Below are 26,632 nucleotides of genomic sequence, written 5' to 3' on the forward strand. Positions count from 1 at the left end.
GGCGGGCGATGGCGGATGCGATCGTCCTCGAAGAGCCCGATCTCGTGAGGAAAGCCTGCGACGACGCGCGGGGGCGAGGGCGGCGGGTGGGGCTCGTCCCGACGATGGGCGCGCTCCACGAAGGGCACCTCGCGCTCGTCCGCGAGGCGCGGCGGCACGCGCAGTACGTCGTGTGCTCCATCTTCGTGAACCCGACCCAGTTCGGTCCGAACGAGGACTTCGCGAAGTACCCGCGCGATCTCGCCGGCGACGTGGAGAAGCTCGAGGGCGTCGACCTCGTCTTCGCGCCCGCCGCGCCGGCGATGTACCCCGCCGGCGAGCGCACGCGCGTCCGCGTCGACGGGCTCACGGAGCACCTCTGCGGTCCCCATCGCCCCGGTCACTTCGAGGGCGTGACGACGATCGTGTCGAAGCTCTTCTCGATCGTCGGGCCGTGCGTCGCGGTCTTCGGGAAGAAGGACTACCAGCAGCTCGCGGTGCTGCGCCGGATGGCGACGGACCTGTTCTTCCCGGTCGAGGTCCGCGGCCATTCGATCGTGCGCGAGGCGGACGGGCTCGCGCTGAGCTCGCGCAACGCGTACCTCTCCGGGGAGGAGCGCACGCGCGCGCTGGGGCTCTCGCGCGGTCTCGCCGCGGCGGCGCGCGCGTTCGCGGGCGGCGAGCGCAGCGCGGGCGTCCTCCGCCGCCTCGCGCACGCGGAGGTGGAGGCGGTCGCGACGTCGATCGACTACGTGACGATCGCGGACGCGGACGCGATCGCGCCGTTCGCCGACGACGCGGCGGTGCCGGAGCGCGCCTTGCTCGCCGTCGCTTGCCGCGTCGGCGCGACGCGCCTGATCGACAACGTGGTGCTGGGGGAAGATCCCGTCCCCGGAACCTGATATCCATTCGCGCCATGGCGAACCGAACGGGACGTTTCATCGTTCTCGAAGGCATCGACGGGGCGGGGACGACGACGCAGACGGCGCGCCTGGTCGACCGCCTCCGCGCGGAGGGCAAGCCGGCCAAGGGCACGCGGGAGCCGAGCGACGGGCCGGTCGGCTCGCTCGTGCGGCAGGTCCTCACCGGGCGCACCGTCATCCCCGGCGGCCGGTCGCCGGGGTGGACGACGATGGCGCTCCTCTTCGCCGCGGACCGCATGGACCACGTCGAGTCCGAGATCGAGCCGCTCCTCGCGAGCGGCGGCATCATCGTGTCCGATCGCTACGACGCGTCGAGCCTCGCGTACCAGAGCGTGACGAGCGGGAAGGGCGGCGAGCAAGCGGTCGCGTGGATCCGCGAGCTCAACAAACACGCGCTCCGCCCCGACCTCACCGTCGTGATCGACCTCCCGGCCGATCTCGCCGCCGCGCGGCGCGAGGTCCGCGGCGAGGCCGCGCAGCTCTACGAGCAGAACGAGGTGCAGCGCGCGCTCGTCGACTTCTATCACACGCTCGACAAGCACATGCCCGAGGACAAGGTCGCGATCGTCGACGGCCGCGGCACCATCGAAGAGGTGCACGCCCGCGTCCACGCGGCGGTGACGAGCATACTCACGTAGCTCAGTCGACGATCGGCAGCTCGAGCACGCGCGGCATGCCGTTGCGCTCGTAGTCGACCTTGAGCGCCGGCGCCTTCTCGAGCGCGCGGAGGCACGAGATCGCGTCGTCCGGCTTCTCGACGACCATGCCGTTGACGCGCGTGACGACGTCGCCCGCCTTCAGGTCGATGATCCACGTGTCGTTGATCGACTGGATCTTGAAGCCGTGGAACTTCCCGTCGCGCATCACCGGCCACTCCTCGAGCACGACGTTCTGGAGGAAGTAGCCGGGCCCGTTGTCGAGCGTCCACTTCACGTCCGCGCGCTTCACCGACGTGATCGGCGTCTTCACGCGCGCGCCCGTCTGGCCCGGGAACTCCGGCGCCGGATCGATGCCGTCGAGCCGCGGCATCTTCGGCTCGGGGTTCGACTCGCACGCGGCGACGAGGAGCATGGCGGCGCAGGCAAAAAGGCGGGCGATCGAGGCCATGCCTCATCCTCCACAGCCGGCGCCGCGCGAGCAAGTTCTGCGCGCTAGAGGCGGGCGAGGGCGAGGCGGTCGAGGTCGGGGGTCGCGGTGGGGCCCGGTGCGGGGGTGAACGTGAGCGTGACCGCGCCGGCCTCGTCGACGAGCACGTGCGCGGGGTCGACCGCGCCGTGGACCTCGCCCGTCTCGTGGAGGCGATCGAGGGCCTCGCGCAAGGTCGCGACCTGCTCCGGGTCGAGCTTCTGCGCGAGCGGCGCGCCGCGCGGGGCGGCGAGCCAGATCGCGCCGCCCGCGCGATCGACGCGGAGCACCGCCTGCAGCGCGGCGTGATCGGCGCGCGCGAAGGCGGAGGCGCGCGCGAGGGTGGGCGCGTCGAGATCGACGGAGACGACCTTGCGGCCGAGCCACTGGTCGACCTCGGTGCCGTGCTCGTCGGGCATCAAGCGCACGCCGGAGGGCCGCTCGCTCGGACGTTTCATCGCGCGCTGCGGCACCGCGATGCGCTCGATCGTCGTCGGCCAGCGGAGCGCCCCGAGCGCGCGCCGCGCCGCGAACGCGTCCTCCGGGCGCCGCGCCGGATCGTCGTCGACGAGCGCGAAGACCACCTCGTCGTGCCGCGCGTCGAGGTCGCGATGGATCCCGCTCGGCCGCACGCGCCCGGCGAGCCGCGACGAGGGCGGCGCCTCCTCGCCGCCGGTGAACGTCGAGAACGTCGAGGCCCCGCCCGCGAGCTCGGCCTCCGGCTTCTGCCCGGTGAGCATCTCCCAGAGGATCGCGCCGACGCCGAAGAGGTCGCTGCGCACGGTGGCGGGGCGGCCTTCGCGCTGCTCGGGGCTCATGTAGCCGAGCGTGCCGATCACGCCCGCGGTCGCGGTCGCGGAGAGGTCGGAGAGGTGCGCGACGCCGAAGTCGCCGAGGCGCGTCACGCCCGCTTCGTCGAAGAGCACGTTCGCCGGCTTGATGTCGCGATGGATGATGCCGAGCCGATGGGCCTCGCCGAGCGCGGACAGCACCGCTTGTGCGATCTCGACCGCGCGCGCGGGGGCGAGCGGCTCGCGCGCGAGCATGTCCTCGAGAGTGCCGCGGCTCATCCACTCGAGGACGAGGGCGGGTCCTTCCGGCACGTAGTCGTGGAGCGGCACGATGTTGGGGTGATCGAGCGCGCCGAGGACGCGCACCTCGCGCTCGAAGCGGGCGAGCGCATCGCGCCCCGCGCCGCGCGCGTCGTAGCCGGCGAACACCTTCACCGCGACCTTCGCGCCGCGCACGCCGTCGACGCACTCGATCACGCGTGCGTGCGGCGACGACGCGACCTCGCGCGCGATCTCGTAGCGGCCGAAGAGCCGCGCGCGCACCGCCGCGCCGCGTGTCTCGACGAGCGCGCCCTCGAGCGGACCGCCGAGCCGCGTGAGCTCCTCCTCTGCTTCCACGCGCGCCTGCGCGAGGCCGAGACGTTCGAGCGCCTCGAGCATGATCGTGAGGGCGGCGCGACGTTCGGGCGCGTCGGCGCGCACCTTCTGCAGCTGCCGCACGGCGGCGTCGGTCTTGCCGTAGCGATGGAGCAAGCTCCCGAGCGCGACGAGGAACGCGCCTTTCCCGGGGTCGCGCCGCACCTGCGCCTCGAGCACCTTCGACGCGCCGACGACGTCGCCCGCCGCCTCGAGCAGACGCGCGGCGTCGATCGCGCGCCCGGCCCGCTCGAACGCGCGCGCGGCCTCCGCGTCCTTGCCGATGCTCTCGAGGAGCCGGCCCGCCCACCCGTGATCGCCGCGCCGCTCGAGATGGAACGCGACGCGCTCGACGTTGGCGTCGTCGCCGGCGAGGTGCGGGAAGGCGATCTCGGCGAGATCCTCGGCCTTGCCTTCGAGCGCGAGCGGGAGCGCACGCGGCCAGTCTCCCGCCTCGACCGCGAGCGCGGCCGCGCGGCGGAAATCGCACGCGCGCTCGAACAACGTCGACGCGGTGCGCACGTCGCCGCGGCTCGCCGCGAGCTCGGCCGCCTCGCGGAGGCGCTGCTCGCGGACGAGGCGATCGACGTCGGCATCCATCACGGCGCCGTTTCTTCGTCGTCGTCTTCTTCTTGCGGCGTGGTCGTCACGTTGCCGTGCGCCGCGGACGCGAGCGCGCCGTCGACGTCGGTGCCGATCCCGAACGGGCTGACGCCGTGCTCGCCCCGCGCGAGCGCGCGCTGGTCGCTCTTCGCCGCGAGGTCGCCGAGGATCCCGCGCGTACGGTTTCGCTTGCCGGGTCCGCTGCTGTCGACCCAGAAGTAGGAGCGATCGCGGACGTCGAGGTGGACGAAGCCGCTGACGGGGTACGTCCCGACGCCGGTGAAGCCCTCTTCGCGCGCGAGCTTCGCGACCTCTTCGTCGGTCGTGCCCGGGAACACGCAGTCGATCGCGCGCCCGCTCCCGTGGTTCGAGCGGCTCGCGCCGCGCGGCGTGCGGTACGCGGAGATGACGCGCACCTCCGCCGTCTGGAAGTGCGTCGCGATGCGGTACACGAGATCGAGCACGTGCGGATCGATCGGATGCTCGTTGCCGCTCCGTGTATCGCGGAGGACGTGCGCGGCGCGATCGAGGTCCTCCGCCGAAAAGCCCCCGCGCTCGGAGTGGGCGGTCAACGTCACGCGATCGGTCGTGTTCAGCGCTTGCAGCACGAGCTGCGGGCGGCCGCTCTCGTCGACCGGCGCGGTCCTCCCCGGCGGCGGCGTGTGCCACGCGCGCGACGCGGGCACGGGGGCGGGCTTCTTCGCCGGCGCGGGCTTCTTCGTGGGCGCGGGCTTCTTCGCCGGCGTAGGTCCGCCGCCGCGAGCGGCGGGAGCGAGCAGCGCGACGAACGCGCACGCGAGGACCCACGCGTGCCGGCGCATCAGCGACGGAAGGTGATGACCTTCGCGACGTCGAACCGGACCTCGCCCGGATCGATGCCCTTCGCGCGGAAGCTCTCGCGGTGCAGGCGATGCACGGCGAGCTGGCCTTCGTCGACGCTGTTCAGGTGGCTCGCGGGGACGACGAGGTGCCCGGTGTCGGAGGCGACGCAGCGGAGCACGACGTGCGGGGCGGGGGAGAGGACGTCGGCGTAGACCACGTCGTGCGGGTCCGCCTCGGTCGCGTCCCACGCGACGTCGAGCGCGCCGTCGTCGCCGAACACGGCGCGCACGGCGGTGAGGTCCTTCGGCGCGTTCGCGCTGATCGTGAAGCCGTCGGGGAGGTCGGTGCCGCCCGACGTCTTGAAGGTGACCCTCGAGCCGGCGGCGAACGCGTCGGCCGAGCGAGCGGAGTAGAAGAACCCGGAGACCACGCCGGCGGGGTCCGGCATCGTCCGCGGCATCAGGAGTGTGTTCCTCGCGCCGTCGCTCGCCATGCTGACGGGCCCGACGTTGAGGAGCTCGACGGACTGCCCCGGATTGAGCGCGCTCGCCTCGGACGGGACGATGCACCCTCCCGCCGGCAGCTCGTCCGGGATGCCGGCGATGCGGAGCGCGGACTCGTCGACCGCGCCCTGCTTGACCCGCACGACGCGCGCGACGACGGCGTCCGTCCGCGCCGATTCGCCCGGCCCGGTGGTCCGGTCGACCTCGACGACGGCGGTCGCGGGCGTGCTCGACGGGCTCGTCGTCTCCGGTCCCGGGTCCGGCGGCGCGCTCACGGCGCAACCGACGAGGCTCGGCGCCGCGAGGGCACCGACGAGGGCGAGATGCAGGCGCATAAACACCTCTAGAGTAGACGCACGGGCAACTCTCGGCAACCCTCGATGTCGTGCATCTCCTCGTAACGGCGGCTTGGGCTCCCGAGCTCGAGCGGTTTCGCGAGCTTCTCGGGCTTCTCGGGGCGGAGCCGCGGCAGGATGTCGTGCTCGAGCCGATGGGCATCGGGCTCACCGACGCGGGTGTTGGATTGACGCGATGCATTATGGCGCGGCGGCCGACGCACGTGCTGGCGCTCGGGACGGCAGGGGCGTCGGCGAGGTCGGGGCTCGCGATCGGCGACGTCGTCGTCGGTCAGTCGGTGCGCCTGGTCGAGCCCGCGGTGGTGGAGGGGAGGGCGGCGCTGCCGTACGCGACGGAGGCGGCCTTCGACTCGGACATGGTCGACGCCGTGTTCTCCGCCGGCGCGCGTCCGTGCGCGATCGCGAACACGCTCGGCGTCACGACCGACGAGGCGCTCGCGGCGAAGCTCGCGGTCATCGCGCCGGTCGAGCACCTCGAGGCGTACGCCGTCGCGCGGGCGTGTCACGTGCTCGGGGTCCCGTCCACGATCGTCCTCGGGATCGCGAACTTCGTCGGCGCGAGGGGGCGCGACGAGTGGAAGGCGAACCACGTGGAGGCCTCCGCCAAGGCGGCGGAGGTCGCGTTCAAGGCGCTCGCCGCGCTCGGCGTCTGACTCGCGTCAGAACGACCACCACAGCGCGGTCGCCGGCGCGATCGTGATTCCGTGCACCGTCGCCGACGTCGCGTTGTAGCTGCCGTTCACGACCTGGTACGCGACGCTCGCCTCGAGCGCGACGTGCACGTGATGGAAGCCGGTCGCGATGCCGACGACGCCGCCGCCGTAGAAGCGGCTCGCTCGCAGATCGATCGGCGGCGTCCCGATCGTCACGCTCTTCGGCTCGCTCGTGAGCTCTTCGATCGCGATGCGCTCGAAGCCGCCGCGCGCGCCGAACCACGCTTTGTAGATCCCGCCTGCGCTCTCCCATCCCGCGAGGAGCGGCACGTCGAAGCCGTAGCCGCGCATCGCGCCGATCGCGACGTTCGGCAGCTCGGTCCCTTGCTGCCGCCCATACAGCGCGGCCGATCCGCCCGCGCCGGCGGAGAAGGTCCACGGTCCGTCGCCGAAGGCGCGACGGACGTCGACGCGGACCGCGCGCCCCGTGTACGCGAGGCCCGCCTCGTAGCGGGCGCCGATCCCGACGCGCGCTCCGGCGTACGGCGCGAGGCCCGGCGCGATCGCCGCGGCGACGAGCGCGCCCTTCGCGTAGTCGGGGTTCGAGCCCGGCGCGCCCGGCGTGCTCGGATCGGCCGCCGCGATCGCGCGGGCCTGCGCGAGGTCGTTCGCGAGCGAGCCGGGGACGATGTTCGCGGAGAGCCCGCCGGCGGCGCGCACGTCGCCCGTGCTCAGCGTCCGCGCGGGATGGAGGAGCGGCGAGCCTCCGCCGCAACCGGCGGAGAGGCACGCGAGCGAGAGCGCGAAGAGGCGAAGCCGCATGCGGTCGCGGCCGCGCGGGTTACTTGCGGAACCGCGAGGGGTAGTTGTTGCTGTCGGCGCGCCCCTTGAGCTCGGTGTCGTCCGGGTGGAGCTCCAGCGCGCGCGCGATGAGCGCCGGCTCGTCTTCGGCGTGGTTCGGATCCGGGAGGCAACACTCGACCGGGCACACCGCCTGACACGCCTCGTGATCGTAGAAACCCACACACTCGGTGCAGAGCTCCGGGTCGATGACGTAAATCTCGTCGCCCTCGCTGATGGCCTCGTTCGGGCACTCGGGCTCGCAAGCGCCGCAGTTGATGCAGTCTGCGGTGATATGGGTCGCCATGAGCGTGCTTCTTTAGGGTTCGAGCCGCTTGAAGTCAAACGGCAAACAGGTCTAAAGATTCCGCCGCTTGCTTGTTTTTAGGCGCATTTGGCTCGCGGTCTTCGCGTGCGTCGGGGCCCTCGTCGCGGCCGGGGGCGCGTGTACGCCCGAGATCGGCGACAAGTGCATCGTCTCCACCGACTGCTCGGTGCAGGGCGATCGCCTCTGCGACACGTCCCAGCCCGGCGGTTACTGCACGCAGCTCAACTGTCGCGGCAACGACTGCTTCAACGAGGCCGCGTGTGTGCTCTTCGGCAGCGCGGTCGCGGGCTGCTCGTACGACGATCGCGCCGGGCAGTACGGCTCACGCGTCGCGCGCTCCTTCTGCATGAAGACCTGCGAGTCGGACGCGGACTGCCGCGGCGGGTACCTCTGCGCCGACCCGCGGACGTATCCCTGGAACGCGATCATCCTCGACGGCAACCAGGACCGTCGCGGCTGCCTCCCGGTCCCGCGCGAGGACCTCGACGGCGGCCGGAGCGTCGAGCCCGCCAGTCTCCCGGAGGTCTGCGGTCCGGCTCCCGCCGACGCGGCCGCGCCGATCGAGGCGTCCGCGCCGGCGATCGTCGAGGCGGGGAGCATCACGTTGCCGCCGCTCTTCGACCCGGCTGACGGCGGCTGAGCCGATGCCGGCGCGGCTCGTCAGGGTCGCCCTCGGTCGCGCCGCCGAGGCGCTCGCGGTCATCGTCGTCCTCGCGACGCTCGTCTTCCTCGCGCTGCGCCTCCTCCCGGGCGATCCGGCCGCGCTCGTCCTCGGCGACGAGTCGAGCGCGGCCGAGCGCGCCGCGCTCCGCGCGAAGCTCCACCTCGACGAGCCGATGTGGATGCAATATGCACGCTTCTTGCGCGGTCTCCTCACCCTCGATCTCGGCGAGTCGATCCGCCGTCCGGGCTCGAGCGCGGCCCTCCGCGTGCTCGACGCGGCGGGCCCTACGGCCTCTCTCGCCGGGCTCGCGGTGCTGCTCGGCGCGGTGCTCGGGATCTCCGCCGCGGTCCTCGGCGCGGGCCCCTGGCTCGGGCTCCGCCGCCGCTGGATCGATCGCGCCGCCACCGCGCTCGCGGCGACGCCGCTCCTCGCGTTCGCGCCGGTCCTCACGTTCGCGCTCGCCGCTCGCCTCCGCGTCGTGCCGCTGCCGGGCGATCCCGACGCCGGCGTCGCGGGCCTCTTCTTCGCGAGCGCGCTCCTCGCGTTGCCGCTCGCGGCCCACGTCGCCCGCGTCTCGCGCGCCTCGCTCGACGACCTCGGCCGCGCGCAGTTCCTCGTCGCCGCACGAGGGAAGGGCGCGAGCTGGGCGCGCATGCTCTGGCTCCACGCGCTGCCGGCGGCGATCGGTCCGATCGTCACCGTGCTCGGCACGCAGCTCGGCGCGCTCCTCGGCGGCGCGGTCGTCCTCGAGCGGCTCTTCGAGCGGCGCGGCCTCGGCACCCTCATCCTCGAGGCGTACGCGTCGCGCGATCTCCCGGTGCTGGAGGCGGCGGTCATCCTCTCCGGCGCGCTCTTCATCGCGGCGCAGCAGCTCGCCGCCGCCGCCCACGCCCTCGTCGATCCGCGAGCGCGCGCATGAGCCGCGCCCTCCGCGCGGCCCCGCTCTTCGGCGTCCTCGCCGTCGCCGCCGTCGTCGTGCTCGGCGCGCGCTCGCCGGTCCACCTCGAGCCGGAGCTCTCGTGGGCGGCGCCGTCGTGGGAGCGGCCGCTCGGATCGGGCGAGGGCGGGGTGGACCTCCTCGCGCTCGTCGCGCACGCGAGCCTGCGCGCGGTCGTCCTCGCGGTGGCGGTCGCGCTCGCCGGTTTCCTCGTCGGGTGCCCGCTCGGCGCGTCCGCCGCCGTCGCGCGCGGCCGCCTCGAGCGCGCCGTCACGCGCGCGTGCGACCTCGTCCAGGCGTTCCCGACCTTCCTCCTCGCCCTCGTCGTCCTCTCCGCGGTGCGGGCGCCGTCGCGCGTCCATCTCGGCGCCGTCTTCGTCCTCACGGCGTGGGCGCCGTTCACGCGCCTCGCGCTCGCGCAGACGCGGGTGCTTCGCGAGCAGGCCTTCGTCGAGGCGGCGCGCGCGCTGGGCGTCACGCCGGCGCGGGTCATCGCGCGCCACCTCGTCCCGAACCTGCTCGGCGTCGTCGCGGTCCAGCTCGGCGGGACCGCGGCCGCGGTCGTGGTGAGCGAGGCGGCGCTGTCGTTCGTCGGCTTCGGTGCGCGCGACGGCGTCTCGCTCGGCGTCGTCCTCGATCAAGGCGTCTCGGCCATGCTCCGCGCCCCGCACGTCCTCCTCGTCGGCGCGGCGGCGGTCTTCGTCACGAGCGTGAGCCTGATGGCGGCGGGGCGCGTCTTCGATCCGGCCTTTGCGGTGGCGCGCCGGCAGCACTAAGGAAGGGCGATGCTCGGTCCGCCGCTCCTCCCCCGGAATCTCGAGGCGAGCGTGCGCGACCTCGACTCGAAGAAGCCCGAGACGCGCGCCGCGGCGATCGAGGACCTCGTCCGTCACGCGCGCGGCGACGAGAGCGTGCGCGCCCGCGCCGTGCCGCTCGTCTCGAAGCGCCTCGAGGACGAGCAACCCATGGTCCGCGCCGCCGCCGCCGTCGCGCTCGGCGATCTCGACGCGACCGAGTCGGTGACGTCGCTCCTCCTCGTCATGGAGGACGACTCGCCCCACGTCCGGCAGATGGCGATCAACGCGCTCGGCGAGATCGCCGACGCCCGCGCGCTCCCGCGTCTTCGCCGCGCGCTCAAGGACGCGCGACCGGAGGTCCGTTATCAGTCGGTCATCGCGTTCGCGCGGGTGGGCGACGAGTCGGGCGCGAAGTCCGAGGTCGACGACGCGATCTTCGAGGCGAGCGGCGACACCGACGTCGCGATCGCGCACATCGCGCTCCGCGTCGCGGAGGAGCGCCTCGACGCGGGCAACCGTCCGGAGGACCGCCTCCTCACGCGCGCGCGCGGCCTCGCCGACGCGGCGGAGTCGTCGCCGCAAGTGGCCCTCGTCGCCGCGATCCTCCTCGCGAAGGCGGGCGACGAGCGCGGTCACGCCCTCGTCGCGCGCGCGGTGCGCGGCGACAAGATCGGCGGGCGCGCGGCGGAGAAGGAGGACGAGCGCGCCGCGGTGGAGCTCGCCGGCGAGCTCGGCATGGAGGACCTCGTCGGCCACCTCGAACGCCGCACCTGGGGCGCGCTCCGCTTCGTCCGCGACACGTGCCCCTTCCACGCGCGCATCGCGCTCGCGCGGATGGGGCACGACCGCGCGACGAAGGAGATCCTCGCCGATCTCGACTCGTCGAAGCGCGAGGTCGTCGAGGGCGCGGTCGTCTCCGCCGGCCGCGCGCGCCTCGCGGCCGCGAAGTCGAAGATCGAGCGTCTCACCGCGGCGATCGCCGACCCGGAGCTCGTGCGCGAAGCGCTCGAGAAGCTCGCGTGATCGCGCTCCCGCCCGAGCTCCTCGGCCTTCGCGGCGGCGCGGTCGAGAGCTGGTTCTCGAAGGCGAACGCGCCCGACGGCACGCGCGCGCTCTGGACGCGCTGCACGGTGTTCGCGCGGAAGGACCTCCCGCCCGTCGCGGAGGCGTGGGCGATCGCGTTCGATCGTCATCGCGGCCACGTCGCGGTCAAATCCACCGTCCCCTTCGAGTCCGCGCGCTTCGCGACGGACGCGGTCGACGCGGAGGTCGACGGCTGCACCGTCCGCGCCGCGGGTACGCGCGGCGCCCTCGCGAGCGGCCGCGGCGCGCTCACCTGGGACCTCGCGTTCGGTCCCGCGCTCGTGGACCCCATCGTCCACCTCCCCGCGCTATGGATGTATCGCGACGCGGTCCCGCCGTTCTCGAAGCTCGTCACGCCGGTCGCCGACGCGCGCGCTCGCGGCGAGGTCGTGGTCGATCGCGGCGGCGGCGATCGTGACGTCTGGGCGGTCGACGAGTGGCCGGTGATGGTCGGTCACAACTGGGGTCGCGGGAACGCCGAGCTCTACGCGTGGACGCACTGCAACGCGTGGGAGATCGACAAACAGCCGGCGCCCGGCCTCGTCCTCGAGGCGTTCAGCGCGCGCGTGCGCGTCGGTCCGCTCCTCTCGCCGATGGCGACGGCGGCGTTCCTGCGCTGGCGCGGCAAGAGCTGGGACCTCTCTTCTCCGCGCGCGCTCTCGAAGAACCGCGGGACGATCTCGCTCCGCCGCTGGGAGCTCACGACGACGGAGGAGCTCGAGCTCGCCTGCGACGTCGCGGCCGAGACCGACGACGTGGTCGGCCTTCACTACGCGAACCCGAACGGCTCGATGACCTACTGCCTCAACACGAAGCTCGCGCGCGCTCGCCTCGACGTTCGTTTCCCCGACGGCGAGGCGCTCACGGCGACGTCCCGCGCCGCGGCGCTCGAGATCGGGACGCTCGACGCCGCTCACGGCGTGCGCATGGTCCTCTGACGACGTCCGACCACGTCTCGGCACACGCATTGCACCTGCGCGCCGCAACGAGAGATCCGCGTTAGGAAGCTAACGGGCGCAAACTCGTTGACGATTTTGGCGCCCACATGTAGCATGCGCGACCGCTCTGCGATTGGTTTTGGAGGCGACGAAGATGACCAGGAAGTTGTTCGCTCTCGCGAGTATCACCGCCCTCACGGGCGCCGTCGCCACGGCCGGCGCGGCCGGCTGCTCTTCGACCGAGGTCGTCACGATCGCCGCTGAAGGCGGCGCGGGCCCGACGGGAGACGGGGGCAAGAAGAACCCGGGCAGCGTCACGCCGATCGGCGACGACGATGACGACGAGCAGACGAAGACGTGCCTCAACGAGGAGCCGATCGACCAGACGGGGTTCCCCTACGTCAAGTCGAAGCAGGCGGCCGCGAAGGGCACGTGCACGGCGAAGGAGCTCACGGACCTCGGCGCCTACTACAAGGCGCACGTCCAGGACGACGACTTCACCGCGACGACGTGGGCGAGCTCCGTCAGCGAGTCGTGCGCGGAGTGCATCTTCACGACGACGAGTGAGGAGCAGCCGGCGGAGGAGTGGGGCCCGATCCTCATCACGGACGACGCGGTCTCGGACATCAACCGGGGCGGCTGCATCGAGGTCGTCAGCGGCAAGGAGGAGTGCGGTCGCTCCTACCAGCAGTACCAGACCTGCCTCCTTCAGGCCTGCCTCAAGGACTGCAAGACCCAGGCGGACTTCACCGCCTGCCGCGGCGATCAGAAGGTGCTCACGACCGCGTGCGCGGACGCGGCGGAGGCGGTCAAGACCGCGTGCGGCGCGAGCATCACGTCGTACGAGTCCTCGTGCAAGGGGACGACGTACACGTTCGAGGGCCCGATCAAGGTGCTCTGCATCAACGGCCCGAAGAACCCGCCCGACGCAGGAGCTCCGAAGGACGCGGGCGAAGACGCAGGCGAAGACGCGGGCCGAGAGCCCTGAGATCGTTCACGCTCGTCGCTGCTCTTCTGTTCGCCGACGGCTGCAGCTCGTGCGGCGAGCAGAAGAACGAGCCACCGGCGGCGCCTCCCGAGCCACCGATCGTCGCACGTCGCAGGCTGAAGGACGGCGGTCTCTCCGAACCCAAGATCATCGACTATGCCGAAGGGCGCGGACCGAAAGCGTGGGACTCAGGCCCGGACGATCCGGCACCGCCCTGAGCGCCTCGTCGCCGTCGCGGCGCTGACGCTGCTCTCCGCCTGCGGCAGCTGCGCGAACGATCGCAACGCGGACGATCGCGCGCGCGCGCGCGCCGGTGAGGACGGCGGTCGCGCGCGGTACTTCCGTCGCGACGACGTCGGGCCGGACTCGGGCGACGGCCTGGCCCTCCGGCGGCGTCCGTGGTTCCGCCTCGACGGCGGCGTGCTGGACGCCGTCGCGCCCGCGCCGTCGATCGAGTAGCGTCCGCGCCGATGGTGGACATCGCGGAGCCGCACGCAGGCATCGACGCGTCCGATCCGGACGTGGCGCTCTTCACGGTCCTCCGCGAAGACGGCACCGCCGATCCCGCGCGCGACCCGAAGATCCCGACGAGCGTCCTCCTCGACGGCTATCGCCACATGCGTCGCCTGCGCCTGCTCGACGCGCGCATGATCCTCATGCAGCGCCAGGGACGCGTCGGCTTCTACGGCGCTTGCACCGGCCAGGAGGCGGTCCCGATCGCGACGGGCCTCGTCTGCACCGAGGACGACTGGGTGTTCCCGGCGCTCCGCGAGCAGAGCGTGATGCTCGTGCGCGGATTCCCGCTCGATCAGTTCGTCGCGCAGGTCTTCGGCAACAGCGGCGACGTGCTGAAGGGCCGTCAGATGCCGAGCCATCCGTCCGGCAAGCAGGTGCATCAGGTGAGCTGGTCGTCCTGCATCGGCCCGCAGATCCCGCAGTCCGTCGGCGCGGCGTGGGCGATGAAGCAAGCGAAGAAGCGCGGCGTGGCCTTCGGCTTCAGCGGCGACGGCGCGACGAGCCAGCCCGATTTCCACGCCGCGCTGACGTTCGCGGCGAAGCTACGGACGCCCTCGGTCATCGTCGTGCAGAACAACCACTGGTCGATCAGCGTCCCGACCGAGAAGCAGACGGCGTCGAAGACGATCGCGGTGAAGGCGCGCGCGTACGGCATGCCGGGCGTGCGCGTGGACGGCAACGACCTGCTCGCGGTCTACGCCGTGGTCCGCGAGGCGGCGGAGCGCGCGCGCACCGGCGGCGGCCCGACCCTCATCGAAGCCCTCACGTACCGCATCGGCGCGCACTCCACGAGCGACGATCCGACGCGCTACCGCACCGACGCCGAGGTCGAGAGCTGGAAGCGCAAGGACCCGGTCGATCGTCTCGCGAAGCATCTGCGCGCGCTCGGCGCCATCGACGACGCCTCGGAGAGGGCCCTCGACGAGGAGCTCACCGCCGAAATCGCGGCGTGCATCACGCGGGTCGAGAACCTGCCGCCGCCGCCGCGCGCGTCGCTGTTCGACGACGTCTACGCCGAACCCACCTGGAACCTGCGGGAGCAGCGCGATCTATTGATGAAGCTTCCGCCCGCCCCCACTCATTAGTAAGAGGCCCGTTATGGCGAACCGTACCTGCGATGTGGTTGTGATTGGCGGCGGCCCCGGCGGTTATCCGTGTGCGATCCGCCTCGGCCAGCTGAAGCAGAAGGTCATCTGCGTCGAGAAGGAGGAGGTCGGAGGCGTCTGCCTCAACTGGGGCTGCGTCCCGTCGAAGGCCCTCATCTCCGCGGCGCACACCTACGAGAAGGTGAAGGACCACGGCCCGCAGATGGGCATCACGACGCAGAACGTGAACGTCGACGTCGTGAAGATGCAGGAGTGGAAGGGCGGCATCGTCAAGAAGCTGACCGGCGGCGTGCGTGGCCTCTTCAAGGGCAACGGCGTCGAGCTCGTGATGGGCACAGCGCGCGTGACGGGCCCCCGCACGGTGGAGGTCAAGACGGCGGAGGGCGCGACGGAGACGATCGAGGCGACGAAGGCCGTCGTCATCGCGACGGGCTCCTCCACGATCGAGATCCCCACCTTCAAGTTCGACGGCAAGCAGGTCATCGGCGCGAAGGAGGCCGTCTCGTTGAAGGAGGTCCCGAAGCGCCTGCTCGTCATCGGCGGCGGCGTCATCGGCCTCGAGCTCGGCTCGGTCTACCAGAAGTTCGGGAGCGAGCTCACGGTGGTCGAGGCGACCGCGGGCCTTCTGCCGGGCGTCGATCCCGAGTGCACGGCCGTCGTCGAGAAGAAGCTCGTCAAGCACGGCGCGAAGATCCTCAAGAACGCGAAGGCCGCGGGCTACGAGAAGGCAGCGGACGGCTCCTTGCACGTGAAGGTCGACCTAGGCGGCGGCAAGTTCGACACGCTGGTCGCGGACGTGGTCCTCGTCGCGGTCGGCATGCGCCCCAACGGCGGCGGCCTGGGCCTCGAGGAGATCGGAGTGAAGGTGGAGCGCGGCTTCGTCCCGACGGACCATCTCGGCCAGACGAACGTACCGGGCGTCTACGCGATCGGCGACGTCAGCGGCCACCCGATGCTCGCGCACAAGGCGACGAAGGAAGGCGAGGTCGTGGCGGAGGTCATCGCAGGCCACAAGGCGGCGAAGGACTGGGTCGCGATCCCGGCGGCGATCTTCACCGACCCCGAGATCGCGATCGCGGGCCTCTCGGAGGCGCAGGCGAAGGAGAAGGGCATCGAGGTCCGCGTCGGCAAGTTCCCGTTCGCGGCCCTGGGCCGCGCGATGGCGGTGATGGAGACCGACGGCTTCTTCAAGGTCGTCGCCAACAAGAAGACGAACGAGGTGCTCGGCATCCACATCGTCGGCGCCGAAGCGAGCGACCTGATCAGCGAGGGCGCCCTCGCCCTCGAAATGCACGCCTTCCTCGAGGACATCGGCCTCACCATCCACCCGCACCCAACCCTAGGCGAGGGCATGATGGAAGCCGCCATGAACGGCCTAGGCCACGCCATCCACATCCTCAACCGCAACACCTGACCCAAGGCCACCAGACACTTCTGGGGCAGGGTGCCACCCCTTCCCCTGGCCCGTGCCGGCCAATTTCTGGCCCGTGCCACCCCCGCCGCCCCCGGGCGGCGGGAGGGTATCGTATGGATCCAGACGATTACCGCTCCCCGCGCGGAGGGCTGCTGGCGGCATGCGGCGTGCTTTCGCGGGGGGGATGAACGCGCTCGTGTTTCAGTTGAAGCGTGCGCACCGGGCTTCGGTGCGGGCTTGTCGGTTCTTGATTCGAGTCGTGCCCGATATGACGCCGGCGCGGTTCGATATTCTTCTCGTGGTTCGTCATGCGGCGCTCAAGCGCGGGGAGCGGGGGCTGAATTTCTGCTTCATGGAGCAGCGCAAGCTCGCGCAGGAGCTGGGGCTCCACAAGGCGACCGTCTCCGAGGCGCTCCATCGGCTCGAGGAGCTCGGGTGGGTCGAGCGCGGGCCCGACTACGAGGACCGTCGCATGAAGCTCGTTCAGCTCACCGCCCTCGGGCTCGAGCGGCTATGGAAGGCCTGCAAGCTCCTGTTTCGCCAGCAGCTCCTCAAGCGACCGATCGACGCGCTCGTTCGTCAGCTCGCGCCGCTCCTTCCATTCAAGGAAGCCGTCGAGAAGGTCTGGGAGACGGTGAATGCCATGGCCCGCTACTTCGGCGATACGTCCACCTTCTGCGGGTACGACGAGCAGAACGCGTACACGTTCGACGAGTCGCCCAAGTGGCTCAACATCGAGCAGGCGATCGAGTACGGGCGACAGCGGCAGCTGCGCGACAAGGATCTCGCGTGGTGCATCGCCGTCGACGACGGGCGGTTCGTCTACGACCTGCAACGCCTCGCCGCGAGCGGGGGGTTAGCGGCTAGCGGCGGCCCTTGAAGCCCATCATGTTCTGAACGACCGCTTCGCTCTCCTCCGCGATCTCGGCGCTTTCGCGCGCGCGGTCCGCGCAGTCTTCGCAGAGCTTCTTCGACTTGCCGTCGACCTTGACGGACACGAGCTTGTCGGCCTCTTCGTCGCACCCTTTGCACGTCGGCATGATCCATCCTTATCATGGGGAGCCATGGGCATCTTCGATCGGATGGGGAAGGTCATTTCGAGCAATCTCAACTCGATGCTCGACAAGGCCGAGGACGACAAGAAGCTCCTCGAGCTCAACCTCGAAGAAATGGCCGAACAGCTCAAGGCTGGACGGCAGGACGTCATCGCCGCCGTCGCCGCCGAGAAGCAGCTGCGCAAGAAGTCCGACGACCTGAAGGCCGAGGTCGAAAAATGGGAGAAGCGCGCCGAGCTCGCGCTCAAGAGCGAGGACGAGACGCTCGCGCGTGAGGCGCTCCGGCAAAAGAAGCGCGCCGAGGGTGAGGTCGAGACGGTCGAGAAGGCCCGCATCGAGCAGCGCGACACGGCCCTGAAGATGAAAGAAGAGCTCGAGCGCATGGAGCAGAAGCTCGATGAGCTCAAGATGCGCAAAGGGACCATCGCCGCTCGCGCGAGCCAGGCGCGGTCCGGGTCGACCGAGCTCGGGGCGCGCGGGAGCCAGTCGAGCGCGTTCGACAACTTCCGGAAGATGGAAGAAAAGATCGAGGGGCGCGAGCAGGAAGGGCTCGCGATGCGCGAGGTCGAAGACGCCCTCGGCACGAACGACAAGCGTGACCTCGAAGACAAGTTCCGCGACCTCGAGCGCGGTCTCTCCGGCGGCGGATCTTCGAAGAAGGACGACGCGATCGAGGACGAGCTCGCCGCGCTGAAGAAGCGAATCCGCGTCTGACGAACGGACGAGAGCGACGTGGACGGCCGCCTCATCGTCAGCTTTCGCGCGGTGGGAGGTCCCGGGAGGCCCTTCCTCGAACGAGCGCGCTCGCTCATCGCGCGTTACTCGGAGCTCGGCGGCGTTCACGTCGGCTTCGACGTCATGAAGATCACGTTCGCGTTCGACGCCGCGAACTTCGCCTCGATCCTCGAGGCCTCGATCGCGGGCGGAGAAGAGAACCAAGGCGAAGAGCCGCTCTGGGCGGTCGGAATGGCGCAGGGCGACATCCGTCCGGTGAAGGACCAGGGCTCCGACCTCATGTCGAGCGGCGTCCTCTGGTGGGGGCCGCCCATCGTCGCCGCTTCGGCGCTCTCGCAGCTCGCGCGCCCGGGCGAGATCCTCGTCGCGCAGACGATCCCGGCCCTCCGCAGCGGCGAGCTCGTCACGTCGGGCCTCCGCATCGCGCGCGAAGGGACGCTGCGCGTGCGCGGGAGGCGCGTCGACCGCCGGCAGCCGTGGAGGCGATCGGCGGCCGAGAACCTCGCGCGGATGCGGGAGCCGCGGCTCGTCGGCGCGCACTTGCCGAACGTGCCGCTCGTGCCGGGGCAGGTCTCGGTGCTGCGCGCGGACCCGGGGGCGGGCGGGACGCGACTGCTCTACGAGCTCGCGGTGAAGGCGCCGCGCGCGCTCGTCATCTCGCCGACCGGATCGGGGTTCGAGCCGCTCGGCGCGCTGCGGCGCGCGTTCGTGCGCTCGATCGGCGGGACGATTCACCCGCTCCTCCTCGAGCTCGCCCAGCCGCTCGACGATCTGCTCAAGGGGAGGGGGACGTCGGCCGTCCTCGCGGCGAAGCTCCTCGCCGCGTTCCTGTGGCCGAAGCAGTCCGGGACCAGCAGCGCGCTCATCATCGACGACGCGAAGGCGGTGGACCCGGCGACGCTCGAGGCGTGCGTCCGCGCCGTGAAGACGGTGCCCACCTTCGGGATCATCGCGCGCCTCGACGCGACGAGCGGCCTCCCGTCGGTCCTCGCCGCGCTGCCGAAGGCCTCGGAGCACGAGATCCCCGCGCTCTCGCGCGAGGGCGCGGAGGACATCGCCGTCGGGGCGTCCGGCGGCGCGCTCGATCCGCTCGCGCGCGGACGCTGGGCGCGCCTCGGCGGCGGGAACGCGCTCGCGATCGTGGAGGGCATCACCCTCGGCATCGCGAGCGGCGACCTCACCTGGCAAGGAGAGCGCGCGACGCCGCGATCGCGCGCGGCCGGACGCGGGAAGGTGCTCAGCGCCGCGAAGTGGATCCGCCGCCGCGCGAACGCGGAGAGCACTCCGGCGCGAGCGCTCCTTTCCGTCATCGCGGTGCTCGGCGGCGACGCCAAGGCGACGATGCTCGTGAAGATCCTCGAGCGCGCGAACATCCGCATCGACGTCGCGGCGACGCTCCAGGCGCTCGAGAAGAGCCGCTGGATCGCGATCCGCGAGACACGCATCCCGAACGAGCGCGGCGAGATGCGCGCGGAGACGTGGGTCTCGTTCCCGGCGCGCACGCATCACAAGGCGCTCTTCAACACGCTCGAGGACGACGCGCGCAAGAAGCTCCACCTCGCGATCGCGCGCGTCATCGAGGAAGAGCAAGGCGCGTTCGGGCGCGTGGAGGCGGCGTGGCACGCTGCGCAGGGCGGAGAGACGACACGCGCGGCGCAGATGCTCGTCGAAGGGGCGGCCGCGACGTCGGACGCTCACTTCGAGGCGAGCACCACCCAGCTGATCGCGTTCGCGCGCCGCGTCGATCCCGCGTGCGAGCCGCAGGCGGTGGAGATCCTCTCGCGCGCGGTGGAGCGCGCATCGGCGCCGCCGCCGCCGGTCGTGGTGTCGGCGCCGCCGCCGACCGTTCCGCAGTCCGACGCGCCGCCGTTCTTCAGCGCGCCGTTCCCGTCGACCGAGCACGCCTCGATCCCCGTGCCGAGGTCGGCGTCGATGCAGCCGGCGCCTTCGCAGCAACCGCCCACCGCCGCGCGCATCGCCGCGATCGCGTCGGTGCCGCCGATGCCGCACACTCGCGGGACGGCTTCGCCGCGGCCGGTCAGCATCCCGCCGACCTCGCGCGCGCCGCTCGATCTGCTGTCGGAGCTCGCGCCGGCGCCGCCCGAGGGCGCTCCCGCCGAGGACGAGCCCGACTCGCTGATCGAGCACGCTCGCATCGTCGCGCCGAAGCCCAAGGTCGCGGAGACGGAGCCGCCGACGATGAGCGACGAGCCGCGCACGGCGTCGGGGATCCCGCCGAACGCGACGGGCTCCGTGCCCCCGTCGTCGCAGTCGAGCGGGTCCCAGGTCGCCGCGCGCATCGGCGAGCTCGCGAAGGAGGCGCTCCTCGCCGCCGACAACGCGGCGCTCGAGCGCTGGGTCGACGGCCTCCGGGCGTCGGGGGAGAGCCCCGCGTTCGCGGAGCGCCTCGGGGCGATGGCGCGGCTCGGCCGCGGCGACATCGGGGACGCGCTCCGCGTGCTCCGCCGCACGCGCCAGGAGCTCGATCCGAACGACCATCGGCGCCGCTGCCAGACCTCGCTCGCGCTCGGCGTCGCGCTGAGCGTCGCGCACCGCCCCGACGAAGCGCTGCTAGAGAGCCTCGACGCGCTCGCGCGCGCGCGCCAGATCGGCGACGAGCGCGGCGCGAAGGCGTGCCTCGCGTTCCTCGCGAAGCTCTACTCGTCGACCGGACGCGACGCCGACGGCGAGCGTCTCCGCCAGCGCTCGCTCTAAGTCGGCGGCCGCTCGTCCCACGCCTCACGGAGGATCTCGGCGACCGCCTCGTAGAGCGCCTCCGGGATCTCGTCGCCGGGCTGGAGCTCGACGAGCGCGCGCGCGAGCGGGACGTCGCGGAGGACGGGGACGCCGTAGTGATGCGCGGCCTCGACGATGCGGCGCGCGAGATCGCCGTGGCCGGTCGCGACGACGACCGGCGCGTCGTCCTCGTTTCCGTCGTACTTCAAGGCGCAGGCGAGGTGGGTGGGGTTCACGACGACGACACTTGCATTCTTCACGTTTCCGACGGTGGCCGACGCGAGCATCTCGTGATGCGCGCGCTCGCGGGCGGCCTTCTGCTCGGGGTCGCCCTCGCTCTCCTTGTGCTCCCGCTTCACCTCGTCCTTCGACATCATGAGGCGCTTGCGCCAGGCGCGGCGCGTGACGACGACGTCGAGGACGGCGAGGAACAGACCGGCCACCGCGGCGCGCTTCGCGACGTCCATCGCGATCTCGCGCGCGACGACGATCGCGCTGTCGACGCGGCCTACCGTGTGCGCGATCGAGGCGGCGTGCGCGCGGAGCGCGGTGTACGCGAAGTAGCCCACCGCGAGCGCGAGGAGCGCGGCGCGCGCGACGTTGACGAGGCGCTGCGACGAGAAGAGCTGCTTGAACCCTTCGACCGGGTTCAGCTTGCCGAGGTCGGGCGCGAGCTTCTTCGTCGCGATCACGCCGCCGGTCTGGACGAGCGACGTCACCGCGCCGGTCACCGCCGCGACGCCGAGGATGGGCGCCGACATCATGAGCACGCCGCCGGCGAGGCTCATCGTGTCGAGGTGCGCGCTCGGCGTCAGGGCCGCCGCCTGTCCGATCGCGGCGCGGAGATCGTCGCCGGATCGCGCCGCCAGCGCCGCCGCGGCGGCAGGAGCGATCGCGATCGCGCAGAGGAACGCGACCGACTGGCTCGCGAAGGTGCTGAGCGGGCTGTTGCCCTCCTCCTGCGCCTTCCGGATCCGCTTAGGCGTCGGCTCTTCGGTCTTGTCGCTCACGCACGCCCATTATCGACCCGGGCGCCGAGAGGTTGCGCGCTCTTTAGCGACCTTCTTCGACGCAACGACCTTCTTCGACGAGGCGGTCTTCTTCGTTGCAGAGGCCTTCGTCTTCTTCTTTGCGGCCGCCGCCTTCGGACGTGGTGCGGAGGACGGACGCGGGGAAGGGGTGTCCCAGTCTTCGACGCCGTGGCCGGTGACGAGGCGGTAGAGCGCGATCGAGAGCTCGCGGACGCCCTCGCCGGTGGCGGCGGAGACGAGGCGGAGATCGATCTTTCGCTTCGCGAAGCGCTTCTTGACGAGGTCGTACGCCTCGCGCACCTCCGGGAGGTCCGCCTTCGAGAGCGCGACGACCTGCGGCCGCTTCGCGAGCTCCGGATCGAAGCGGGCGAGCTCCTTCATCAGGGCGTCGTAGTCGGCGAGCGGGTCGCGCCCCTCGCCGAAGTCGAGCGTCACGAGGTGAAGCAGCGCGCGCGTCCGCTCGACGTGCTTGAGGAACCGATGCCCGAGGCCCGCGCCCTCGGCCGCGCCGGGGATGAGGCCGGGGATGTCGGCGACGACCATCGAGGCCTCGTCGCCGATGCGGACGACGCCGAGGTGCGGCGTGAGCGTCGTGAACGGGTAGTCCGCGACCTTGGGCTGCGCGCGCGACACCGCGCGGATGAACGTGCTCTTGCCGACGTTCGGGAAGCCGAGGAGGCCCACGTCGGCCATGACCTTCAGCTCGAGGCGGAGCTTCCGCTCCTCGCCCGCTTCGCCCGGCTCCGCGCGGCGGGGGGCGCGATCGTACGGCGTCGCGAAGTGGATGTTCCCGCGGCCGCCGCGACCGCCCTTCGCGACGACGACGCGCGCGTTCGGCTCGTGGATGTCGAAGAGGAGCGCCCCGGTCTCGCGATCGTAGACCTGCGTGCCGAGCGGGACGCGCACGACGTAGTCCTCGCCGCCGCGGCCGTACATGTCCTTGCCGTGACCTTGCTCGCCGTTCGGCGCCCGGATCGCGCGCGCGTAGGTGAGATCGAGCAGCGTCGAGAGCCCCTCGTCCGCGACGAAGACGACGTCGGCGCCGCGCCCGCCGTCGCCGCCGGAGGGCCCCCCGAAGGGGACGAACTTCTCGCGCCGGAACGCGATCGCGCCGTTGCCGCCCTTGCCCGCAATGACGTCTACTTCGCAAGAGTCGACGAACTTCACGCGATCGAGATACTACGGAACGACGAAGACCGGCGATGAAGATCCATCATCTGAACCTCTGCACGATGTGTCCCTTCGGCGGGCGCTTCGTCTCCGGCGGGCAGGGCGGCATGCTCTCCCACGGAGAGCTCATCATCCACTCCCTCCTCGTCGAGACGCCGAACGACGGGCTCGTCCTCGTCGACACCGGCATGGGCCTCGACGACGTGCGAAGGCCGATCCGCCGGCTCGGCCTCGGCTTCGTGCAGCTCGCGCGGCCGCAGCTCCGCGAAGAGCACACCGCCGCGCGGCAAGTCGAGCGGCTCGGCTTCAAGCGGAGCGACGTCCGTCACATCGTGTGCACGCACCTCGACGTCGATCACGCCGGCGGCCTCCCCGACTTCCCCGACGCGAAGGTGCACGTGCACGCGCGCGAGAAGGACGCCGCGCTCTCGCCGAAGACCTTCTTCGAGCGCGAGCGCTACAAGCAGGTTCAGTGGGCGCACGGGCCGAAGTGGGAGACGCACGAGGCCGGCGGCGACAAGTGGTTCGGGCTCGAGAGCGTCCGCGTCGTCGCGGAGGACGTGTTGCTCGTCCCGCTCCCGGGCCACAGCCGCGGCCACTCGGCGGTGGCGGTGCGCGCCGACGATCCGGTGGGCCCCGACTGGCTGCTCCACTGCGGCGACGCGTATTTCTTCCACCTCGAGAAGGAGGACCCCGACTGCTGTCCGCCCGTGCTCCGCCGCTTCCAGGAGACGGTCGCGATCGACGACACGAAGCGCATCGCGAACGCGAAGCGCGTGCGGGAGCTCCATCGCGAGCACGGGCGGAAGGTCCGCGTGTTCTCTGCGCACGATCCGCACGAGTACCGCGCCCTCGCCGAGACCGAGCGCGATCGCTCGGGCCCGCTGCCGGCCTAGCGGCTACTCGATGCTGAAGGTGACCTTGAAGTTGCCGGCGGACCCCGTCTTGCCGTCGACGATGACGGTGTGGCTCGTCCCGTCCTCGACCGCGAACTGCAACGTCTCGTCGCCGGCGCCGGTCTTCGCGTTGGCGCACGCCTTCTGCACGACGTCGTCGGCGCACGTGTCGCCGGCGTAGACGTAGGCGTCGTAGTTGGTCGCGGTGACGGCCACGCGCAACGTGCCCTTCTTGTGCGCGGTGATCTTGAACGTCCGGTCGTTCGTCGCGCCGCCGCGCGTCGCGGTGCTCCCCGCCGCGCTGCACTCCGTCTTCGAGGTGTGGTTGCCGCCGCCGTTGGTCGTGCTCGTCAAGGTCGGCCGGTGAGCGCCGCCCCAGACGTGCACGGCGAGGCCCGGGCATGAAGCGGTTGCTTGCGCCGTCGCGCCGGCGAGCTTGCAGTCGCCGTTGCAGCCGTCGTCGTCGACGTCGTTGCCGTCGTCGCAGTCCTCGCCGCTCTGCACCTTGCCGTCGCCGCAGCGCGCGGCGCCGCCGCCGCCGTCGTCGTCCGGCTGCTCGAACCCGCCGTCGAAGTCGTCGTCGTCGCCGAACGGGGGATAGTCCGGATCGCTCGGGTCGTACGGGATCTCCGGGTTGTCGAACGTCTCGCAGGGGATGCACGGCCCGTAGCTGTTGCCGTCGGCAGCGCAGACCTTCTCGCCTTGCTCGCGATCCTGGCAGCGGCAGTACGACGCCTTGTTCGGCGTGCACAGCGTCTTCGGCTTCGCGCCGTTCGACGACGAGCAAGCGACGACGATGCCGGTGAGCGCGAGGAGCAGGGAAGCGAAGCGCATCGAGCTACGGCAGCTTGAAGGTGATCGTGTAGTCGCCCTTGTTGTCGGAGATCCCGCCGCCGTCGACCGCGATGAAGACGGTCTTCCCGCTCGTCACCGCGAGCGTCATCGTCTCGTCTCCCCCCGCGGACCTGTCGTTCGCGCACTTCGTCGCTGGCGCGTTCGCGGAGCAGGTATCGTGCGCCGAGAGCATGAGGTTCTTGAGCTGTGCGGGGGCGGGCGGTGCCGTCAGCGTGACCGTGAGCGTGCCGCTCGCGCGCGGCGTGACCTTGTAGATGTGATCGTTGTAGGTGTTGGTCCCGGTGAGCTCGCACGCCTGCGACGGCGTCGCGAGGCTGTTGCCGTAGTCTGCGGTGGAGCCCGTGCCCGTCACGGTCTGGCCCTTCCAGATCTCGAGCGGGTGGCCGGCGTTGCAGCTGCCGCCGCTCGCGGGGTTGCCGTCGACGGCGCGGCAGTTCGCGTTGCAGCCGTCGCCGTTGACGTTGTTGCCGTCGTCGCAGGCCTCGCCCTGGTCGACCTTGCCGTCGCCGCAGAACGAGCCGGTCGTGAGCTTCACCGTCGCGCTGAACTCGCCGCTGCCGCCGGAGGCGCCGTCGATGAAGAGGAAGTAGTCGCGCCCCGTGACGACGTTCGTCGACATCGTCGCGACCTTGGTCCCGCTCTGCGGACCGCACGTCGCTTGGTCGTTCTCGTCGTCGCAGGTCCTGCGAAGGTACGTGATCGGGTCGAGCGCGCCCTTGCCGGTGACCTGCACCTCGAGCTTGCCGCTGCCGGAGGGGATGAGGTGATAGACGAAGTCGCGCGCGTCGACCGCCGCCGCGCAGGCGCCGCCGGGCTTGCCGCGGCGATCGTTCACCGCGCGGCTCGTGTCGCCTTCGAGCTTGATCGTCTGACCGGGAGGGACGGAGACGGTCTTGCCGGGGCACGTGTCGAGCTCGCTCGGCTCGTTGTCGTCGTCATCGTCGTCGTCGCCCTGACCCGGGATGATGTCGCCGTTGCCGTCGACGTCCTTCCCGGTGTTGGGGTCGGCGACCTCGCCGCAGTCACCCTCTTTGTTCACCGCGCACTGGCCGAAGCTCCTGCCGTCCTGACAGAGCTTCGTGCCCTTCGTGCGGTCGGCGCAGCGGCAGAAGACGTAAGCGCCGGGCGTGCAGATCATGTCGTCGCTCGTGGAGCTCGGCGTCACGGTCGTGCAGGCGACCGCGAGAACCCCAAGTACGACCGCCGCCGAAAGCCAAAGGCCACCTCTCATCGTCGTCCTCCAAGTCCCATCCGAAAGTGCCGGCGCCGCCGCGCGCGCGCCGCCAAGAGCCCCGAGCCCATGAAGAGAAACGCCACCCCGTAGGATACGCCTCCCGCCGCCGGCTGCGTCGAGCAGATCCCCGTCGAGGTGGGGAGCTCGTCGCAGCGCTCGCTGTAGCCGTTCCTCGGCTCCGGGTTGCACGCCGCCTTCGAGTCCGGCGGGTACACCGCGCAGACCGCCTCGACGTCGTCGTCGGAGAGCTTCCGCTGCGCGATCGAGCCGGGCGAATACGACGCGTACATGACCGCGGTCGACAGCGACGAGTGCGCGATGCCGATGAAGTGCCCGACCTCGTGCGTCATGATCGCCTGGAGGTCGTATTCGATCTCCTCGTCGTCGATCGTCACGGTGTTGTTCGCCGCGTTGACCTCGATGTCGGCGTCGTAGATCTCGCCCGTGTCGTCGTTGTACGTGACGCTCGTCTTCGCGAGGGTCCCGTCGATCCCGCGGTACTTCCAGTCGTTGTCCTGGAAGAGGACGACGTTCACGTTCGGCCCGGTCTTGTTGTACTCGCTCCGCTTGCACGGGATCGGGTCGCGCTCCTCGAAGGCCATCTTCGCGATCCGGCCGTCGGGGCACTTCACGTCGGTCCAGGCCTGGAACGCGAGGCGGATGATGGCGCGCGTGTCGGCGGGATCGAGGTCCTGCGTGCCGAGGCGGTTCGTCGCGTAGCTGAGGCACGAGGTCGGCCAGAACAGCTTCGCCCCCGTCGTCGGGCACTGGTCCTCGTCGGTCGGGCACTCCTTCGCCGGCGTCGCGCGGCACGACGTCGACCGGCAGAACGCGCCCGCGGGCACCGCCGCGAAGAGCGCAGCGGCCGCCGCCGCGAGACCGATGAACCGACGCATCCCCGACATTCTCTCTCGAAAC

The 26,632-nt window shown here is 71.4% G+C and carries 28 protein-coding genes; 16 read left to right on the forward strand and 12 right to left on the reverse strand.

All coding sequences use genetic code 11. From position 1 onward, the window contains the following. The first annotated feature begins 8 nt into the window (after positions 1-8). On the forward strand, positions 9-881 hold the full coding sequence (gene panC / locus KF837_11700; GenBank protein MBX3227973.1) for a pantoate--beta-alanine ligase: 873 nt from the start codon (positions 9-11) through the stop codon (positions 879-881). 38 nt (positions 882-919) lie between these two features. Further along, on the forward strand, positions 920-1,540 hold the full coding sequence (gene tmk / locus KF837_11705; protein MBX3227974.1) for a dTMP kinase: 621 nt from the start codon (positions 920-922) through the stop codon (positions 1,538-1,540). Between the two features lies 1 nt (position 1,541). Here the strand turns inward: tmk and KF837_11710 are convergent, their stop codons facing one another. From KF837_11710 to KF837_11725, 4 genes are read right to left on the reverse strand one after another with little or no spacing between them, the layout of a single operon-like run. Next, positions 1,542-2,009 (reverse strand): hypothetical protein, encoded by a 468-nt coding sequence (locus KF837_11710; protein MBX3227975.1) that lies wholly within the window; start codon positions 2,007-2,009, stop codon positions 1,542-1,544. Positions 2,010-2,053: 44 nt separating this feature from the next. Continuing rightward, positions 2,054-4,054 carry a protein kinase gene (locus KF837_11715; protein ID MBX3227976.1) on the reverse strand — a complete coding sequence of 667 codons (2,001 nt, stop codon included), beginning with the start codon at positions 4,052-4,054 and terminating at the stop codon, positions 2,054-2,056. Then, positions 4,054-4,878, reverse strand: a complete 825-nt coding sequence (locus KF837_11720) for a YcbK family protein (GenBank protein MBX3227977.1) — start codon at positions 4,876-4,878, stop codon at positions 4,054-4,056. The genes KF837_11715 and KF837_11720 overlap by 1 nt, the downstream gene beginning before the upstream one ends. Further along, positions 4,878-5,717: a hypothetical protein gene (locus KF837_11725; GenBank protein ID MBX3227978.1), complete on the reverse strand. Its 840-nt coding sequence runs from the start codon at positions 5,715-5,717 to the stop codon at positions 4,878-4,880. Before KF837_11725 ends, KF837_11720 begins: the two co-directional genes overlap by 1 nt. 50 nt (positions 5,718-5,767) lie before the next feature. Between KF837_11725 and KF837_11730 the strand changes: the two genes are divergently transcribed. Next, complete coding sequence (locus tag KF837_11730) at positions 5,768-6,391, forward strand: hypothetical protein (GenBank protein ID MBX3227979.1); 624 nt, start codon at positions 5,768-5,770, stop codon at positions 6,389-6,391. Positions 6,392-6,397: 6 nt separating this feature from the next. Here KF837_11730 and KF837_11735 read toward each other — a convergent pair whose 3' ends face one another. Together KF837_11735 and KF837_11740 are read right to left on the reverse strand one after the other, a co-directional pair. Next, positions 6,398-7,213 carry a hypothetical protein gene (locus tag KF837_11735; protein ID MBX3227980.1) on the reverse strand — a complete coding sequence of 272 codons (816 nt, stop codon included), beginning with the start codon at positions 7,211-7,213 and terminating at the stop codon, positions 6,398-6,400. A 19-nt stretch (positions 7,214-7,232) separates the two neighbouring features. Next, positions 7,233-7,538: a YfhL family 4Fe-4S dicluster ferredoxin gene (locus KF837_11740; GenBank protein ID MBX3227981.1), complete on the reverse strand. Its 306-nt coding sequence runs from the start codon at positions 7,536-7,538 to the stop codon at positions 7,233-7,235. A 67-nt stretch (positions 7,539-7,605) separates the two neighbouring features. Between KF837_11740 and KF837_11745 the strand changes: the two genes are divergently transcribed. From KF837_11745 to KF837_11790, 10 genes are all read left to right on the forward strand, one after another. Further along, complete coding sequence (locus tag KF837_11745) at positions 7,606-8,199, forward strand: hypothetical protein (protein ID MBX3227982.1); 594 nt, start codon at positions 7,606-7,608, stop codon at positions 8,197-8,199. A gap of 4 nt (positions 8,200-8,203) precedes the next feature. Beyond that, a complete protein-coding gene (locus KF837_11750; GenBank protein ID MBX3227983.1) occupies positions 8,204-9,142 on the forward strand; it encodes an ABC transporter permease in 939 nt (312 codons plus the stop codon). Further along, entirely contained in the window at positions 9,139-9,936 is a 798-nt protein-coding gene (locus tag KF837_11755) for an ABC transporter permease (protein ID MBX3227984.1), read from the forward strand. Before KF837_11750 ends, KF837_11755 begins: the two co-directional genes overlap by 4 nt. A gap of 9 nt (positions 9,937-9,945) precedes the next feature. Next, positions 9,946-10,980, forward strand: a complete 1,035-nt coding sequence (locus tag KF837_11760; GenBank protein ID MBX3227985.1) for a HEAT repeat domain-containing protein — start codon at positions 9,946-9,948, stop codon at positions 10,978-10,980. Beyond that, positions 10,977-11,978, forward strand: coding sequence for a hypothetical protein (locus KF837_11765; protein MBX3227986.1), 1,002 nt, complete (start codon positions 10,977-10,979; stop codon positions 11,976-11,978). Before KF837_11760 ends, KF837_11765 begins: the two co-directional genes overlap by 4 nt. 154 nt (positions 11,979-12,132) lie before the next feature. After that, on the forward strand, positions 12,133-12,966 hold the full coding sequence (locus KF837_11770) for a hypothetical protein (protein ID MBX3227987.1): 834 nt from the start codon (positions 12,133-12,135) through the stop codon (positions 12,964-12,966). 156 nt (positions 12,967-13,122) lie between these two features. Next, positions 13,123-13,425, forward strand: coding sequence for a hypothetical protein (locus tag KF837_11775; GenBank protein ID MBX3227988.1), 303 nt, complete (start codon positions 13,123-13,125; stop codon positions 13,423-13,425). An 11-nt stretch (positions 13,426-13,436) separates the two neighbouring features. Next, complete coding sequence (locus KF837_11780) at positions 13,437-14,567, forward strand: thiamine pyrophosphate-dependent dehydrogenase E1 component subunit alpha (protein MBX3227989.1); 1,131 nt, start codon at positions 13,437-13,439, stop codon at positions 14,565-14,567. A 13-nt stretch (positions 14,568-14,580) separates the two neighbouring features. Further along, positions 14,581-16,002, forward strand: a complete 1,422-nt coding sequence (lpdA, locus tag KF837_11785; protein ID MBX3227990.1) for a dihydrolipoyl dehydrogenase — start codon at positions 14,581-14,583, stop codon at positions 16,000-16,002. Between the two features lie 298 nt (positions 16,003-16,300). Beyond that, positions 16,301-16,882, forward strand: coding sequence for a MarR family transcriptional regulator (locus KF837_11790; protein ID MBX3227991.1), 582 nt, complete (start codon positions 16,301-16,303; stop codon positions 16,880-16,882). On the opposite strand, the gene KF837_11795 is transcribed toward KF837_11790, so the two are convergent. Then, positions 16,866-17,042 carry a hypothetical protein gene (locus KF837_11795; protein MBX3227992.1) on the reverse strand — a complete coding sequence of 59 codons (177 nt, stop codon included), beginning with the start codon at positions 17,040-17,042 and terminating at the stop codon, positions 16,866-16,868. The genes KF837_11790 and KF837_11795 overlap by 17 nt on opposite strands. Positions 17,043-17,066: 24 nt before the next feature. On the opposite strand from KF837_11795, the gene KF837_11800 reads away from it, so the two are divergent. Next, entirely contained in the window at positions 17,067-17,771 is a 705-nt protein-coding gene (locus KF837_11800; GenBank protein MBX3227993.1) for a PspA/IM30 family protein, read from the forward strand. An 18-nt stretch (positions 17,772-17,789) separates the two neighbouring features. Next, positions 17,790-20,507 (forward strand): hypothetical protein, encoded by a 2,718-nt coding sequence (locus tag KF837_11805; GenBank protein MBX3227994.1) that lies wholly within the window; start codon positions 17,790-17,792, stop codon positions 20,505-20,507. On the opposite strand, the gene KF837_11810 is transcribed toward KF837_11805, so the two are convergent. Together KF837_11810 and obgE are read right to left on the reverse strand one after the other, a co-directional pair. Beyond that, positions 20,504-21,538, reverse strand: a complete 1,035-nt coding sequence (locus KF837_11810) for an EscU/YscU/HrcU family type III secretion system export apparatus switch protein (GenBank protein MBX3227995.1) — start codon at positions 21,536-21,538, stop codon at positions 20,504-20,506. The genes KF837_11805 and KF837_11810 overlap by 4 nt on opposite strands. Before the next feature lie 9 nt (positions 21,539-21,547). Next, positions 21,548-22,726, reverse strand: a complete 1,179-nt coding sequence (gene obgE, locus KF837_11815; protein ID MBX3227996.1) for a GTPase ObgE — start codon at positions 22,724-22,726, stop codon at positions 21,548-21,550. A 35-nt stretch (positions 22,727-22,761) separates the two neighbouring features. Between obgE and KF837_11820 the strand changes: the two genes are divergently transcribed. After that, entirely contained in the window at positions 22,762-23,625 is an 864-nt protein-coding gene (locus KF837_11820) for an MBL fold metallo-hydrolase (GenBank protein MBX3227997.1), read from the forward strand. A 3-nt stretch (positions 23,626-23,628) separates the two neighbouring features. Here the strand turns inward: KF837_11820 and KF837_11825 are convergent, their stop codons facing one another. The 3 genes from KF837_11825 to KF837_11835 all read right to left on the reverse strand — a co-directional run bounded on the left by KF837_11825 (position 23,629) and on the right by KF837_11835 (position 26,610). After that, a complete protein-coding gene (locus KF837_11825) occupies positions 23,629-24,459 on the reverse strand; it encodes a hypothetical protein (GenBank protein ID MBX3227998.1) in 831 nt (276 codons plus the stop codon). A gap of 4 nt (positions 24,460-24,463) precedes the next feature. Beyond that, a complete protein-coding gene (locus KF837_11830) occupies positions 24,464-25,099 on the reverse strand; it encodes a hypothetical protein (protein ID MBX3227999.1) in 636 nt (211 codons plus the stop codon). Positions 25,100-25,707: 608 nt separating this feature from the next. After that, positions 25,708-26,610 carry a matrixin family metalloprotease gene (locus tag KF837_11835; GenBank protein ID MBX3228000.1) on the reverse strand — a complete coding sequence of 301 codons (903 nt, stop codon included), beginning with the start codon at positions 26,608-26,610 and terminating at the stop codon, positions 25,708-25,710. Positions 26,611-26,632 lie beyond the last annotated feature (22 nt).

The sequence above is a fragment of the Labilithrix sp. genome, assembly GCA_019637155.1.
Lineage (GTDB): Bacteria > Myxococcota_A > Polyangia > Polyangiales > Polyangiaceae > Labilithrix.